14 protein-coding genes are annotated in these 14,400 nt (G+C 38.4%); 8 read left to right on the top strand and 6 right to left on the bottom strand.

The window, feature by feature from the left end:
* Nucleotide 1: 1 nt before the first annotated feature.
* Entirely contained in the window at nucleotides 2–1,771 is a 1,770-nt protein-coding gene (locus H6G28_RS01215) for a TRM11 family methyltransferase (protein WP_190668319.1), read from the top strand.
* 204 nt (nucleotides 1,772–1,975) lie between these two features.
* Nucleotides 1,976–3,853 (top strand): excinuclease ABC subunit UvrC, encoded by a 1,878-nt coding sequence (gene uvrC / locus H6G28_RS01210; protein WP_190668317.1) that lies wholly within the window; start codon nucleotides 1,976–1,978, stop codon nucleotides 3,851–3,853.
* Nucleotides 3,854–3,869: 16 nt separating this feature from the next.
* On the opposite strand, the gene H6G28_RS36630 is transcribed toward uvrC, so the two are convergent.
* The 5 genes from H6G28_RS36630 to H6G28_RS01185 form a co-directional block, all read right to left on the bottom strand.
* On the bottom strand, nucleotides 3,870–4,982 hold the full coding sequence (locus tag H6G28_RS36630) for a hypothetical protein (protein WP_190668314.1): 1,113 nt from the start codon (nucleotides 4,980–4,982) through the stop codon (nucleotides 3,870–3,872).
* An 8-nt stretch (nucleotides 4,983–4,990) separates the two neighbouring features.
* Complete coding sequence (gene dcm / locus H6G28_RS36625; protein ID WP_190668311.1) at nucleotides 4,991–6,061, bottom strand: DNA cytosine methyltransferase; 1,071 nt, start codon at nucleotides 6,059–6,061, stop codon at nucleotides 4,991–4,993.
* A gap of 193 nt (nucleotides 6,062–6,254) precedes the next feature.
* The gene (locus H6G28_RS01195) at nucleotides 6,255–6,698 is read right to left on the bottom strand and encodes a hypothetical protein (protein ID WP_199332750.1); all 444 of its coding nucleotides are present in this window, start codon (nucleotides 6,696–6,698) and stop codon (nucleotides 6,255–6,257) included.
* 224 nt (nucleotides 6,699–6,922) lie between these two features.
* Nucleotides 6,923–7,858: a PrsW family glutamic-type intramembrane protease gene (locus tag H6G28_RS01190; protein ID WP_190668308.1), complete on the bottom strand. Its 936-nt coding sequence runs from the start codon at nucleotides 7,856–7,858 to the stop codon at nucleotides 6,923–6,925.
* Entirely contained in the window at nucleotides 7,851–8,771 is a 921-nt protein-coding gene (locus H6G28_RS01185) for a class I SAM-dependent methyltransferase (protein ID WP_190668304.1), read from the bottom strand. The genes H6G28_RS01190 and H6G28_RS01185 overlap by 8 nt, the downstream gene beginning before the upstream one ends.
* Before the next feature lie 475 nt (nucleotides 8,772–9,246).
* Here H6G28_RS01185 and H6G28_RS01180 point away from each other — a divergent pair, with 475 nt between their 5' ends.
* The 6 genes from H6G28_RS01180 to psbM all read left to right on the top strand — a co-directional run bounded on the left by H6G28_RS01180 (nucleotide 9,247) and on the right by psbM (nucleotide 12,708).
* Complete coding sequence (locus H6G28_RS01180; RefSeq protein ID WP_190588223.1) at nucleotides 9,247–10,002, top strand: MotA/TolQ/ExbB proton channel family protein; 756 nt, start codon at nucleotides 9,247–9,249, stop codon at nucleotides 10,000–10,002.
* A 157-nt stretch (nucleotides 10,003–10,159) separates the two neighbouring features.
* Nucleotides 10,160–10,831 (top strand): ExbD/TolR family protein, encoded by a 672-nt coding sequence (locus H6G28_RS01175; RefSeq protein WP_190668302.1) that lies wholly within the window; start codon nucleotides 10,160–10,162, stop codon nucleotides 10,829–10,831.
* Nucleotides 10,832–11,140: 309 nt separating this feature from the next.
* On the top strand, nucleotides 11,141–11,506 hold the full coding sequence (locus tag H6G28_RS01170) for a phage holin family protein (protein WP_062295233.1): 366 nt from the start codon (nucleotides 11,141–11,143) through the stop codon (nucleotides 11,504–11,506).
* Nucleotides 11,507–11,754: 248 nt separating this feature from the next.
* Nucleotides 11,755–11,892, top strand: coding sequence for a photosystem II reaction center protein K (locus H6G28_RS01165; protein ID WP_006195022.1), 138 nt, complete (start codon nucleotides 11,755–11,757; stop codon nucleotides 11,890–11,892).
* A gap of 279 nt (nucleotides 11,893–12,171) precedes the next feature.
* Nucleotides 12,172–12,468: a 2Fe-2S iron-sulfur cluster-binding protein gene (locus tag H6G28_RS01160; RefSeq protein WP_190588225.1), complete on the top strand. Its 297-nt coding sequence runs from the start codon at nucleotides 12,172–12,174 to the stop codon at nucleotides 12,466–12,468.
* A gap of 123 nt (nucleotides 12,469–12,591) precedes the next feature.
* On the top strand, nucleotides 12,592–12,708 hold the full coding sequence (psbM, locus tag H6G28_RS01155) for a photosystem II reaction center protein PsbM (RefSeq protein ID WP_015113622.1): 117 nt from the start codon (nucleotides 12,592–12,594) through the stop codon (nucleotides 12,706–12,708).
* A 389-nt stretch (nucleotides 12,709–13,097) separates the two neighbouring features.
* Here the strand turns inward: psbM and H6G28_RS01150 are convergent, their stop codons facing one another.
* Nucleotides 13,098–13,949 (bottom strand): universal stress protein, encoded by an 852-nt coding sequence (locus tag H6G28_RS01150; protein WP_190588226.1) that lies wholly within the window; start codon nucleotides 13,947–13,949, stop codon nucleotides 13,098–13,100.
* Between the last annotated feature and the right edge of the window lie 451 nt (nucleotides 13,950–14,400).

The raw sequence follows: 14,400 nt of genomic DNA, 5'->3' as shown, positions 1-14,400 counted from the left end.
TATGACAATTCTATTTTGTAAACTTAGAAACAATATTTTCGTTGAATCTGATATTTTTTTGGCAGAAAGGGAACTTAAATCATTCTTTAAAGTTTCAATTCCAATTTATAATTCACAAGAGTTACCTAAACACATTAACCTTCCTCCATCCTGCGCTCAAATCTATATTCGTGAAGATGGAATTATTGGTTATGTTGTCAGGGAAATGGATACTCCGATTGTTGAAATAGTAAAGCAATTAAGTTTTATCCAGGAAATTTGGTGTCCTTATGATTGTATGGATTTGATACAGCTTCCTCCTGCCTCTTGGTGGATTAAATGCAAGCAATCGAACACCGAAATGATAGTTATGCTTCCTCTTATGGCAGCAGGCGAAATTTTGACTAACTCTCCGACAAAACTAGTATCAGAAAATGACATTAATGAATTAGTTAAAACAATAGCGTCTTGTGAAAAAAATACTAAATCAAATTGGTATAAATCTCTCATTCGGAGGAACACATCAACTCCTTATGTACATAATTTGCATAAGTATAAAGCTAAGTTTTTTCCTCGAATGATTCGGTCATTTCTTGTGTCTATTGCTAAACAAGCCCCTCGAACAAAAGATGGTAAAGTAAAAATCATTGATCCTTTTGTTGGCAGTGGAACAGCTTTGGTCGAGGCTTCTCTACTCAATTTTGACTCAATTGGCATAGACATAGATAAGCTCTCTTGCTTAATATCTCAATCTAAATTAACAACGCTTGTACAACATATTAAAATAGAACAAATTAAGAAGATTATTGATACAGTAGAAAAAAATAAATATCCGTTATTTGATAAAAATATAACAGATAATATTTACTCGTTTCCTCAAAAGATTGCTCTAAAATTTGAGAAAAAAGGAAATCTTGAAGAGAAGAATAAATATGAACAAGAAATTGCATACTGGATAGGAATTATCCAAGATATCGAAGATGAAAATACTAAGCTAGTGGTCAGTATCTGCTTAAGTGATGCACTAAGCAGAAAATTTAATATTAGAATGATGGGAACAGGTGTAGGCCGCTTTGCTCTAGAAATTGGCAAATCTGATATATCCTCAATGGTTACAGCTAATCTTAAGTCTCTTATAAAAACTATTTCTGTTTCTCAGACATTAATTAAGGCTTACAATTTATCATTAGGGAATGTAGAAATTATATGTGACAGTGCAACCAATATTCCCCTACAACCATCGAGTGTTTCCGTTATTTTAACATCTCCTCCTTATCTTCCAGCTTCATCAGGCAGGGAAAATTATTTAGTAAGTAAAGCCATCTCAATAAAAGCTCTTAACTTAATGTCAGATGATGAAATAGAGGCTGCTGAAGTTAAGAGTGTTGGTTCTATGAAGAATAGATATGAACTGATGTTAGATGCAGTTCCAAGTGAAGTTGTGGAACTATACAATTGGCTCAAATCAGATGAGCTTAGATACATAAAGGCAACTCCAACAGTTATATATTATCAGAGTCTTAAAAAAGCTTTGGAAGAAACTTATAGAGTTTTGATGCCAAAGGGAGTAGCTATATATGTAATTGGTAAGGAAAGTATATTTTATAAATACAGTACGAGAGAAGTTATTTATAAGGTAAAATGCGATGAAATATTTTATAAGTTAGCTCAAAGTGTTGGTTTTACCATACAGGAGAAATTTGATATAGAGCTTGATAAAAAAAACAAAAATGCCCGTCCTCGCTCTTTAGATTCATATTATGAATCAGTATTTTTTTTGACTAAAAATTAAATAAGAGCTTTTATTAATTGCGATTTTTAGGATCAAGCTCTTATTGATTCATATTCTGTTTGATAAATGATTTGGTTAGTTGTATGTATTTATACTAAAATATAGTATTGTCTCTGAGGGCTGACCATCACTACTTTCCGCAACGCCCAATTTATTCTCTAAAATAGAGGTAGGTAAAAGCGTCAGATTACCAAAAATTTAATTGTGACAACATCTGCTCAAATCCTACCACTAGTCAAAGATCCAGAGCGTCTAGAAAACCGATTAGCTGAAATCCCGCCGGAACCCGGTGTTTATTTTATGCGGGATGGCAGCGATCGCATTATATATATAGGTAAGTCACGGAAATTGCGATCGCGTGTGCGTTCTTATTTTCGTGAAGGTTATACAAAAAGCGAACGCATCGCCACAATGGCGAGACAAGTCACAGAAATTGAGTTTATTGTCACCGACACTGAAGCCGAAGCTTTGGCGTTGGAAGCCAACTTAATTAAGCAGCACCAGCCATACTTTAATGTGCTGCTCAAAGATGATAAAAAATATCCTTACGTTTGCATCACTTGGTCAGAAGACTATCCCCGCATCTTCATTACACGCAAACGTCAACTAGGTAAAGAAAAAGATAAGTTCTACGGCCCTTATACAGATACAGGTTTATTAAGAGAAATCCTCCGCATTAGTAAGCGCATCTTTTCTCTGCGACAACGACCACAACCTTTATTTAAAGACCGTCCCTGTTTGAATTATGACATGGGGCGTTGTCCCGGTGTCTGTCAACAATTGATTTCCCCGTCCGAATATCGCAAAACTGTGCAGAAAGTAGCAATGGTATTCCAAGGTAGAACTCAGGAATTAATTGATATTTTGAGCGAACAAATGCACAAAGCCGCCGAAGCTTTAAACTTTGAATCGGCGGCACGGATACGTGATCAAATTTCTGGGTTAAAATCTCTGACGGCAGATCAAAAAGTATCCTTACCAGATGATACAGTTTCGCGGGATGCCATAGCGTTAGCCGCAGATACACAACACGCCTGCATTCAATTATTTCAAATTCGCGCTGGACAATTAGTCGGACGCTTGGCGTTTGTGGCTGATGCACAAGCTGAATCAGGTGCAATTTTACAACGAGTTTTAGAAGAACATTACCAAACTGCTGACGCGGTGGAAATTCCGACGGAGATTTTGGTACAGCATGAGTTACCCGACACAGAAATATTAGCGGATGTTTTAACTCAGAGGAAGGGTAGAAAAGTCACAATTGTTGCGCCTCAACGCCAAACCAAGGCAGAATTAATTGAGATGGTCGAGCGTAATGCCCAATACGAATTACAAAGAATGCAAAAATTGGGCGATCGCAATACACAAGCCATGCAAGATTTAGCTGATATTCTCGACTTACCAGAATTACCCCACCGCATTGAAGGTTACGACATTTCCCACATCCAAGGTTCCAATGCGGTTGCTTCTCAGGTGGTATTTATTGATGGTTTACCCGCCAAGCAAAATTATCGCCATTACAAAATCAAAAATCCCACCGTCACAATTGGACATTCCGATGATTTTGCCAGTTTAGCAGAAGTCATTCAACGGCGGTTTCGGAAATATAGCGAAGATTCCCAACTACCACGCGCTGGTAATCCTGACTGGCCTGATTTAATTATGATTGATGGCGGTAAAGGTCAGCTATCATCTGTCGTTGGCGTGTTGCAAGAAATGAACTTACTAGAAGACTTGCGGGTTGTGAGTTTGGCAAAACAGCGCGAAGAGATTTTTTTACCGGGAGAGTCGCAACCCTTACCCACCGAAGCAGAACAACCAGGAGTCCAATTACTTAGAAGGTTACGGGATGAAGCCCATCGGTTTGCCGTGAGTTTCCATCGGCAACAACGCAGTGATAAACTAAAGCGATCGCGTTTAGATGAAATCCCCGGCTTAGGACATCATCGCCAAAAGCAACTATTAGGTCATTTTCGCTCAGTCGATTATATCCGCCAAGCTACACCCGCTCAACTCGCCGAAGTTCCGGGAATCGGCCCACGACTAGCACAGGAAATCTACGATTACTTTCATCCCGCGTAAACAAGCTGAATTTCTGTTATTCTTCATTCATTAATCTGCCTAAAATTTCATTCCACTTTTCTTTGTGCATTTTTTGTAGTTCATTATCCGACTCTATCAACTGAGAGTAGCCCTCAATAAAATCACTGATTGACTCGATTAATCTTAAATAATATTTTATTGTCGGGATAATTCCATTCAAAATTACCTGACAACCATGTTCAGATGAAATTTGTGTAATCAATTTATTAATTTCTTCTTGTTCTGATTGCTTAACATCTTTTGCAGCAAAAATATAATATCTTCTAGGATTATATTTAACTATCTTCTCCCTAGCACGATACACAATTTGTAAAGTTATTTCTTGACCATGTTTTACTTCTATCGCTTCAACCAGATGATTATTTTGATTAAATATTTCAATGTCTCCCGCAGTCCTAGAAGTTCTATCGGAAGCTGTATGACTACCTAATTTGCCCAGCTTACAGAAGCTATATCTAGATATTTCCTTAATTAGAATCTGATAAATAGCATAGAAAGCAATCACTGGTAGTTTGGAACCACCTACAGTTGTATAATTATGGTTAAAATGTTCCTCTAAAGCATTAATAACATTTTGTATTGACAACTTCTCTGGATTTGTTAATTTAACAATCTCAACCAAGTTATCATCCTTAGCTGATTTGATAAGTTTCAGCAGCAATTTCAATACATCTTCTGCTTTTTCAGGATGCGTCTGCACAAAATCGATAATATTTAGAAAGGCTATTTTTAAAGATTTAGGGCTTATGTTTCCGTTATAGCTTAATGTGTAAGGGTAAGGTTGTTCAAAAGAACGAGTTAACCAACCACTTTCAGCCATTGCAGGTAAGCCTAACTCGGTTAATGTCGGAGTAATGTATTTTGTATCTATACTTCTTCCAGAAAAACCATCCATCATTTCAGCTTGATGATAGCGAATGTCTTGAGATGGATGTAAAATTTTATGTACCAAAAGAGTTATTAATACTGTGTGAGCAGCTTTTCGTTTAAAGCAATTTCTCGCAACTTCTGTCACATAATGTTGATATTCTTCAGGTAAAATAATTTGATTAATTTCAACCTTAGCTATATCTTGATAAACTTTTAAAAGTTTTTCTCGATGATTCATTCTTAATATTAAAGAGGTAATTCTAGTTGAATAGGTCGCTCAATATGAAAACTTTTATTATGACTAATATTTTTATCGTTTGTTTCTGAATCATGAAAAAACTGTTTCTTAATTTGATTCGCCAATTCATACATGACTGGTATAGCAACAGAATTACCTATTTGCTTATAACACTCTCCTAAATTACTATGAATTTTAAAACTATTAGGGAACCCCATAATTCTATAGCACTCTCTAATAGTTAATTTCCGCACAGCTTTTTCTTCAGGTATATAAATAAAAAATCTACCTGAAGTCTCTTGAGATGGTATTGTTGGATGTACACCTTTAATAGAATATATTCTATTGGGTTGATGATGCACCCTAGATAAATGTTCTGTATTTGGCCTAACACCTGTTTTCCAAATATTTTTATTACGATAACCTACAAAAATTAACCCAGAAGCTTGTTGTTTTGGGTTCTCTATCATTGTGTAATCTTGAGGATTTAAGTACTCAAAATCTCCTGAATTACACAAAAATTCTTTGAGAGTAGGAAACGGATAAGTTTTCTTGAGCAGCTTAAAATCAAATTTTCTATTTCTCGTAGCAACAAATACTACTCTTTCTCTATTTTGTGGCAAACCAAAATCTTTAGAGTTGAGTATTTCGTAATTTACCACATAACCTATATCTTCTAAGGAATATAATATAGTTTCTAATGTTCTTCCTTGATCATGATGTAATATATGCTTAACGTTTTCAAGTACAACAACAGATGGCTTAATATGTTCAATAATTTCGCAAATATGGAAAAATAGAGTACCTCTAGTATCCTGAAACCCTTTTCTTCTGCCACAAATACTAAAAGGTTGGCAAGGAAAGCCTGCTGTCAAAACATCAAAATCAGGTAAACTTTGTATATCTATATTTCTAATATCATCCGCAGGTATATCTCCAAAGTTATTAAAGTAAACTTGTCTACAAGCCTCATTAATCTCACAGGAGAAAACACACTCATATCCAGCTTTTTCAAAAGATAATCTAAAACCTCCAATGCCAGCAAATAAATCAACAAATTTTAGTTTTGTTTCCTCCATAAGATTATGTAAATACTGTTCTAAACGTCTGAGTAAAGCATTATAGCATAATACTATTTTGGATTTGAAATTTTTGATTGTAAGTTAGAGAATATTTTACTGCTGAGATTTTCAGTAATCCGTTTGTCATCATCATTGTTCAAACTTGTGTAAGATAGTGAAAATCTCAGTCAATATAAACTTCGTAAAAGCTTCAAGGTGAAGAAGAGTCGAACTGCATTCTTCTTAATCCGCCTTCAGTTGTACAATCTGCCATTTCACTGAGAAATTCAGGATAATATTCTGTATTTCTAATTAACCAGTCGGCAGTTCTAACTTTAGCATTGCTTTGAAACTTACCTCCAACTGGATAAATTTCATTATTTTTCAGCGCCAAAAAACTTTCAACTCTCCCTGAAACCCTGACATTAGTCTTGTCTTGATAGATTGCTTTAAACCCAGCCATTTTGGTAATAGAAGTACCTTTGTTTAAAGAGCAAGCAGAACCACTCTTGATGTTGGCAGCAATCAATAAGTTATCATTAGTAATAAAAAAGCGCATATTGTTTATTACTAATTCTGTAAATTCAGCACGAGCAGGTAATAAAGCAACAGTCAAACTGGCTAAAGCAATCGGTATGACTAAAAATCTTTTCATTGTCTTCAACATTAAATTCTATGTTTCTAATATCTATAAATTTAGCGATAATGACAATCGTAAGATTAGCGAAATTAAAATCAAGGGAAAATGAACCTTCAGTATATTATTATTAAGTCATTTTCATCTTAGATAAAATCCAAAATCATCTGCGTGCATCCGCGTCCATCTGCGGTTAATTATTTTTTAGTATCTGGCTGCAAATTTAAACCTCACTCTATAACCTATCCCCCATGACGTAAATACAAATAAATCAACAATGCCAAAATTGCCAAAAATAAATTCCATGAAAAACGACTCAGAATAAAACGCCCAATTTCTGGGTAAAAAAACTGTCGCCAACGTAAAGGTTCAAGAACTCTAGCTAACAAAAACAACCCAAAAATAGCATTTCCTCCCAACATCAGTGCAAATAACACTAAACCTCTGTGCCATGAGCGAGAAATTAAGATGATGGGTGGTTGCTTCTGTACCCTTCTTAATAATTTTTCTAACCGCCAAAACATCCACAATAAAAATGGAAATAAACCATAACTGAGAAAGTTAATTGGTACAGCATAGCGCCAAGCAATTGATAAAAAATTCACCAGTGCATGACAAACCACAGAATTGATCAAAGCTGACAAAATTAACTTCTTGTGGTGATGTAATTTGAGATTTGAGGCAAAATAAACTCCTAAAGCATAACCCCAAGGTGCAGAAAACATTGCATGAACTGGTGTACCAATACTCCGGTCAAGAATTGAGGCGGTACCGTGGTAAAGGTAAATCCAGTTTTCTTCGGCGGTAAACCCCAAAGCCACAGCAATGGTAAATAGCAAAATGCTACTGCTGCGGAATCGATATCTGCGTTGGAGATAGATAATGGGGAGAATAACGGCGATGAACTTGCAACCTTCTTCAATGGGGCCGATTTCTATGAGTTGACGTAAGGCTGCGCCAAAAAGCGATCGCTGAATTTGTTGCCAGTTTACAATGGAATTAAATCCCAGTTCCGCCAACCATTGTAAACCCAGGGCAGCACCACCAGAAATTGCCCCGGCTATAAAAAACCACAGCAAACGCAGTAAAGCCGGAGCAAAGACAACACGGTAATAGTAATAACCTAAAAGTAACAGTGGGGGAATTGCCGCCCATAGTATTACAGCTAAATTAGTCACGCACCTTAGCAATTACAGTCCGGTGGCGGGGGCTATTGCTGCTAATTGTAGGACGTTGAAAACCTGCATCCATCAAAGCTTGCTCAATATCCAAAGAAAAGTACTCATCTAAATATGGTTCAGTACTCTTGAGCAAAGTCAAAATGTAGGGAGGCATTTTTTTGTAAATTTCCGATTTGGGATTCATGTCCATAATTGCCAAATGACCACCAGGACGCAACAACCGCCGCGCTTCCGCAAAAATTTGGCGCGTGGGTGCTTGGGGTAATTCATGACAAATCAGAAACAGCGAAACCAAATCAAAAGACGCATCTGGTAGCCCTGTTGATTCGGCTGCGGCATGAAGCCAATTGATATTAGCTTGACGTTGCTGGGCGCGGTAGTTAGCAACAGCCAGAAAGTAGGGAGACAAATCTAAGCCTGTCATTTTCGCTTCGGGATAAACCTGCTGCAAAGCAAAAGTACTTAATCCCACACTACATCCCATATCCAGAATGTCGCGTGGTTCCTCAGCCAAAAAAGGTTTGAGAATATTATGATAACTCTGCCGGAGTTGGCGATCGCCTTCAACTTCAGCACCAGTCCAAATTTTCGCGTGAACAGCATGGGCCGCAGGTTCGACTTCAAACGCCGCTTGCCAACTCAGATTGCCCTGTTCGTAGGCATGAAATGAAGTGACATAATAATCTGGATAGGAAAGCTGCGGATTTTGGACTTGCGCTAAATCTGTTGACCAATTACGCGCTTTTAGTCTCTCTACTTCCTTTGTCCAAGGCACACCAATTTTTTCAGCGCGTTTAATCATCATTTGCCGGGCTTGGTGCTTGGCTAGGTTCGCTAAAGGCTTAATTGCTAAAATGCCGTTTACCAAGTTAACAGCCCAGTTGGGAGAGTTTTGTACAGCAGCAGTCATAAGTTGATTTGCATTGAACAGCCTTTTTTACTTATGACATAATTCCTGCAAGCCAGTCTAGCAATAGTTAAGTTCCGTAACTGAGTTGGAGGTGGGGAATAGGGTGTGGGGAGTGTGGGGAGTGTGGGAAGAGAGGGGAGTGTGGGGAGAGAGGGGAGTGTGGGGAAAGATTTCTTCACCATCCTCCCACACTTCCCCCGCATTTCTCACAAGCTTCAGGCGTTTGATGGGGCAGAGGGGCAGAGGTGCGGAGGGGCAGGGGAGAGAGTACCTTCATTCTCCCCTGCTCCCCTGCTCCCCTGCTCCCCTGCACAGGCTTTGAAAGGTGTGGTGAGAAATCCAGGTAGCCCCTAACCTCTAATCTTTCTTTGCTTCAGGAAATTTATATTATCTGAGTTTCTAACTGCACATTAATCTTTAGAATTAAAATGCTTTGGGATAATTGCTCTAAGTACGGAGGGAGGAAAGTTAAGCAGTGGATATTTTAGACCTGTTTCAAAAGGGTGGGCCAGCGATGTGGCCTTTGGCAGTTTTGTCAATTCTGGCTTTGAGTGTGATTTTAGAGCGTTTGTGGTTTTGGCTGCGGATTTTAAATCAAGAAAAGGAAGTAGTGAACCGTGTACTAGATGCAGCCCAAGAAGATTGGGATATAGCCGCAGATATCGCTAAACGATCTACAGATCAGCCCATTGGGCGATTTCTCTACGCGCCTTTACGCCTGTTAAAAGTGGATTTGGAAACTTTTCGTTTAGCACTAGAAGCCACAGCCGAAGACGAATTAGCCGGGATGCGTCGTGGTGAAAAACTCTTAGAGGCGGTGATTGCACTTTCCCCACTGTTGGGACTATTGGGTACAGTTTTGGGTTTGATACAGTCCTTGCGCTCAATTCGCATTGGTGATTTAGGTACAGAATCAGCTGCTGGCGTAACTACTGGGATTGGTGAATCTTTGATTAGTACTGCCGCAGGGTTAATCGTTGCAATTATTAGTTTGGTATTTTATCGGCTATTCCAAGGTTTTTTAGTTAACCAAGTCAAAATTTTTCGCAAGGCGGGGAATGATTTGGAATTACTTTATCGTCAATCTCCACCAGAATTTAGCAACAATACAGCAATTGTGCATGAAGCTTCTCGTGAAACTGTCACTCCACCCCGCAAAAAAGCTAAAAATCTATTTCCCCAACCTCCAGAAGAACCAGATGTGACTGATTCATTAGATCCTGAGTCATAAGAAGGCAGTGGTTCGGCTCCTTTCGACTGCGCTCAAGGCAAGTCGCTCACCAACCAGAGGCAGGAGGCTCACTTCGACTACGCTCAGTGACCAGGAGGCAGAAGACAATTTATTACTCAGCACTCAGCACTTTGCTATAACTAAAATTTTACAGACGATGAAAGTTAATCTGCATACTCCAGTTGAAGAAGTACAAATTCAAATCATTCCTTTAATTGATGTTGTTTTTTGTATTTTGACGTTTTTTTTGTTAGCAGCATTACAATTTACTCGCCAACAAGCCATTAATGTTGACTTGCCTAAAGCTTCTACCGGGACATCTGCGATCGCAGGACAATCTGGTAGTCAAATTGTGACCATTGATGCTGTGGGTAATATTTACATTGAAAAACAGCCTGTAAAACGTGAGGAATTAGCAGAGATACTCAGGCAATATCTCGCACAAAACCCGAATGGGATTTTGGTATTAAATGCTTCCCGAACTGCAACTTATAATGATGTGGTGGAAACCCTAGATTTGTTACGCCAAGTCGGAGGCGATCGCGTTTCTTTAGGCATTATCCCTGGGCCGAGTCAAACTTCCACCACTCAACCTAATCAACTGCCAGAATCCTATTTTCCAAATAATCCTGGCGTGCCACCTGCACCAGTTCCCGAACCCAATCCCCAGGGAAATTTTAATCCCAATATCCCTATTAACCCTAACCAAATACCTCCCAATTATGGACAGCCCCCCACTGGGGAAGGCGTAATTCCTGGTGTACCAAATGCACCAGCAACACAAATACCAGTAGCACCAGGAAATCCGAATAATTCTGCTCCAAACTGATAAATTTGAGCAGAATTTTCCCACTCAAAATGCAGTGATGGAAGATGCAGCAAAAATCCTTCTTCATCTTCCATTGTGGATTTTGGATTATGACTCCTGACTTCTGACTTTTGGTCACTGAGCGTAGTCGAAGTGAACCTCCTGCCTCCTGATAATTTCTTACCCAAACCTAAAGATATAAAAAATAAATTATTGATAGAGAAAAATATCTGGTAATTTACAAGTAATTGGCAAAGCTTCAAAAAATCTGAAATCGGTTGCTTAAACAAGCGATCGCCAATCGCCATTCGCGTTTCAAGGGTTGTGGCAATGAATGCAATTGTAACGCTTTTTATTGTGTGGGTAGTAACATCTATCAGCCTGCTGATTATTAGTAAACTTCCCCTCGGAGTTGAAGTTGACTCACCTAAAAAAGCCTTTATTTCAGCAGCAGTTCTCGGTATTGTTACGGCGATCATCAGACCGATTTTACGCCTAATCTTTGCAGTACCGAATTTCCTTACATTTGATTTATTATCCGGCATCTTCACTTTTATGATTGCCGTTGTTTGTTTTAGTATTGCTGCTTGGTTAGTAGAGGGCTTCCGGTTACGTTTCGGTATCTGGAGTGCTGTGTTAGGCGCGTTAGCTCTCACCTTCATCAACAGCTTAATCTACAAATTACTCGGTGTCTGATATTTCAGAGGTTAGAGGTTAGTACCGCTACGCGGAAGTCAAAAGTCAAAAGTTAAAAGTCAAAAAGCTTATATTACAAGCTTTTCACTAACTTGAAATGATATCTTTATTTCCGCCGACCTGTACTAGTCCTTAGTCTCTACTCACTTTCTTTCAAAGCAGCGAATAACTAATTCTCAGTGGCGAAACCATGTTAAGATACATCTCAATTATGAAAGCTGTGTTGGATAGATTGGATAAAAACGAACATGGAAGCAGCACTATTATTAGCTAAACTGCCCGAAGCTTACCAAATTTTCGATCCTCTGGTAGACGTTCTTCCAGTAATTCCTGTTTTCTTCTTGTTACTTGCTTTCGTATGGCAAGCAGCTGTGGGATTTAGGTAAGTTAAGTAAATTTTTCATCAATAGGACAGGTATAATACCTGTCCTATTTTTTTTGACAATATGTTTTTGCTAAAACTTGATATTTCTTAATTATTTGTAACAACTAGCAAAAAGTTAAGTAATATAGTTGATACAGACTAATTTAAACTTATGCCAATTGGAAAAAAGATTGCGATCGCATGGATTGACAGAACCTAGACATAGACTGCAATTCTTAATCCAAAATGGTATTAATCTTTTTAGCCAAGGGTTTTACAGTCAACAAGGAATTAAATATTTATGGGTAACATTAAATTTGTTAAAGAAGACAAAGAAGTCATAGCTGCTAATGGCGCTAACTTGCGGCTAAAAGCGGTAGAAAACGGGATTGATTTGTACACACTATTTGGCAAAATGACCAACTGCGGTGGTTACGGACAGTGTGGTACTTGTGTTGTAGAGGTAGTAGAAGGTTTAGAAAATCTTTCGCCGCGCACCGATGTAGAAAAGCGCAAATTTAAGAAAAAACCCGATAATTACCGCCTCGCCTGTCAAGCTTTAGTACATGGCCCTGTGAGTGTAGTAACAAAACCTTAACCCTTAAAGCTTACCTGCCAGCAGCATTGGTGACATAAGAAGTAAAAAAAATAAGGCTAACACGGGCATCGATGATGCTATTCTAAAGTTGTTGACTGGAAAATATAGAGAGGCTTCTTTGCCATGCAAGTTAATGACTTAGGGTTCGTAGCGAGCATTCTGTTCGTACTAGTTCCCTCTGTGTTTTTATTAATTCTGTACATCCAAACAGCCAGCCGCGAAGGTAAAAAAGATAGTTAATAGTTTGTGCATAAGATAAAAAACCCCTACACCACTGGTGCGGGGGTTTTTATTTATCAACCGCTAAATTTGGAGTAGAGAGAGGTTAGAGACTAGAGGCTAGTTAAAAAATACTTATCCTAACGCGATGTGCAACTTATTTTTAAAACCCCTCTCCAAACCTCTCCGCTTCGGGGAGAGGCTTTGAGTCTTGCTCCCCTTCCCTGCGAGGGAAGGGGTTGGGGGTTAGGTTTGAGAGAAAGTTGCACACGGTTTTATCCTAGTACAACGTGGCGGAAGTAAAGATACCATTTCAAGTTAGTGAAAAGCTTGTGATATAAGCTGTTTGACTTTTGACTTTTGACTTTTGACTTCCGGGTAGCGGTACTAGCCTCTAGCTCCTCGTAGTTTTATGCACTAGTTCTTGCCAACAATACTGGACAAGTAGCGTTAACTCGAACATAATCAGACAAAGAAGCACCGATGAGTCTGTCTATATCGACAAAGCTCTTGGCTACTGATGGACGACGATCTGGAGAACCGAGTAGAAGTAAGTCTACACTCAACTCTTCGGCGAGACGACAAATTTCTTCACCGGGTTTACCGCTACTGGTGTAGCAGCGAGTTTGGACACCATATTTTTGAGCTTCGGCGTAAGCTGCGCCAAAAATGGGATTTTTTTCGGGGATAACTTCAGCAACTTCTGAGGTTTTACCGCGCAAATCAGTATTAATATGAGTCAGAATTAATTGGCTACCAGGAACACCTCGCAGCAAGAATAAAGCTAAACTTAAACAATGTTTGGCTGGATCAGAATTGTCTAACGCTACCATGATGCGTTTAATTCTTTTGACATAAATGTCATCTTTAACCAGCAACATGGGGCGAGAAGACAATTGAAAAACATACTGACTGACAGAGTTTGCCAAAATTGACTGCAAACGCTTGAGTCCGCGTGAACCCATGATGATTAAGTCAGCATCAATTTCATCGGCTACTTGACAAACTACGTCTTTGGGTTCACCTTGCCGTAAAATCGAAGAAACTTGGCTAGGATCTAAGTTTAAAGACTGAATGGCGTTGGCAAGAATTTTACCCCCTTCTTCCCATTTATTTGTCATTGCAGAAGCAGTACTTTGGGGAGGTACAACGTGCAGAACTGTTACTTTAGCACGTTGAATTGATGGTACTTCTTTCAAGGTTTTGAGCATTTCTTCTGCATGACCTAAGCCCGAAACCGCTAACAAAATTTTTTCTATCATTGCTTAATTCTGACTTGTAAATGTTGCTTTAGTGTTTGCTATTCAGGAATTGGCTCAGTTGATTTACCAACTTTTGGCTCAATAACCTAACTTTTTTACGCAGGATTACCTGTTGTTTGAAATGTTAATTATTTCTGCCTAACTATCGGACTGAGTATTTGAGAGCAAGTCAAGTTGAAATCACTAGTATATTGCAGATAAAATACATGAAATCAACTAGAAACATTTAGTTTTATTGCTACCTCTTACCTAGTCTTTTTACTAGGCTTCAATAATTAAGCTTACTCTTAATATTAGCTCAGTTAACTTTATAAAATATGATGTTATTTATTATTTTTAATCTATATTAACTTTTATTCATTAGAAGCAAGTTAAGTATTGCAAAGAAGTCTGAGAAAATTAGGGCAATTATACCATTGTTTCTGGGAGCGATCGCCTGCTTTAAAGAAAA

The organism is Nostoc sp. FACHB-190 (genome assembly GCF_014696905.1).
Taxonomy (GTDB): domain Bacteria; phylum Cyanobacteriota; class Cyanobacteriia; order Cyanobacteriales; family Nostocaceae; genus Nostoc_B.
Note: the sequence above shows the minus strand (reverse complement) of the source record. Positions and strands in the feature narration are given on the sequence as shown.

Bases quoted from the DNA above. Each gene is read 5' to 3' on its own strand.
- H6G28_RS01215 (WP_190668319.1), top strand. From the start codon at position 2: ATGACAATTCTATTTTGTAAACTTAGAAACAATATTTTCGTTGAATCT.
- H6G28_RS36630 (WP_190668314.1), bottom strand. From the start codon at position 4,982: ATGAATCATCGAGAAAAACTTTTAAAAGTTTATCAAGATATAGCTAAG.
- dcm (WP_190668311.1), bottom strand. From the start codon at position 6,061: ATGGAGGAAACAAAACTAAAATTTGTTGATTTATTTGCTGGCATTGGA.
- H6G28_RS01195 (WP_199332750.1), bottom strand. From the start codon at position 6,698: ATGAAAAGATTTTTAGTCATACCGATTGCTTTAGCCAGTTTGACTGTT.
- H6G28_RS01185 (WP_190668304.1), bottom strand. From the start codon at position 8,771: ATGACTGCTGCTGTACAAAACTCTCCCAACTGGGCTGTTAACTTGGTA.
- H6G28_RS01175 (WP_190668302.1), top strand. From the start codon at position 10,160: ATGAAAGTTAATCTGCATACTCCAGTTGAAGAAGTACAAATTCAAATC.
- H6G28_RS01170 (WP_062295233.1), top strand. From the start codon at position 11,141: ATGAATGCAATTGTAACGCTTTTTATTGTGTGGGTAGTAACATCTATC.
- H6G28_RS01165 (WP_006195022.1), top strand. From the start codon at position 11,755: ATGGAAGCAGCACTATTATTAGCTAAACTGCCCGAAGCTTACCAAATT.
- H6G28_RS01160 (WP_190588225.1), top strand. From the start codon at position 12,172: ATGGGTAACATTAAATTTGTTAAAGAAGACAAAGAAGTCATAGCTGCT.
- psbM (WP_015113622.1), top strand. From the start codon at position 12,592: ATGCAAGTTAATGACTTAGGGTTCGTAGCGAGCATTCTGTTCGTACTA.
- H6G28_RS01150 (WP_190588226.1), bottom strand. From the start codon at position 13,949: ATGATAGAAAAAATTTTGTTAGCGGTTTCGGGCTTAGGTCATGCAGAA.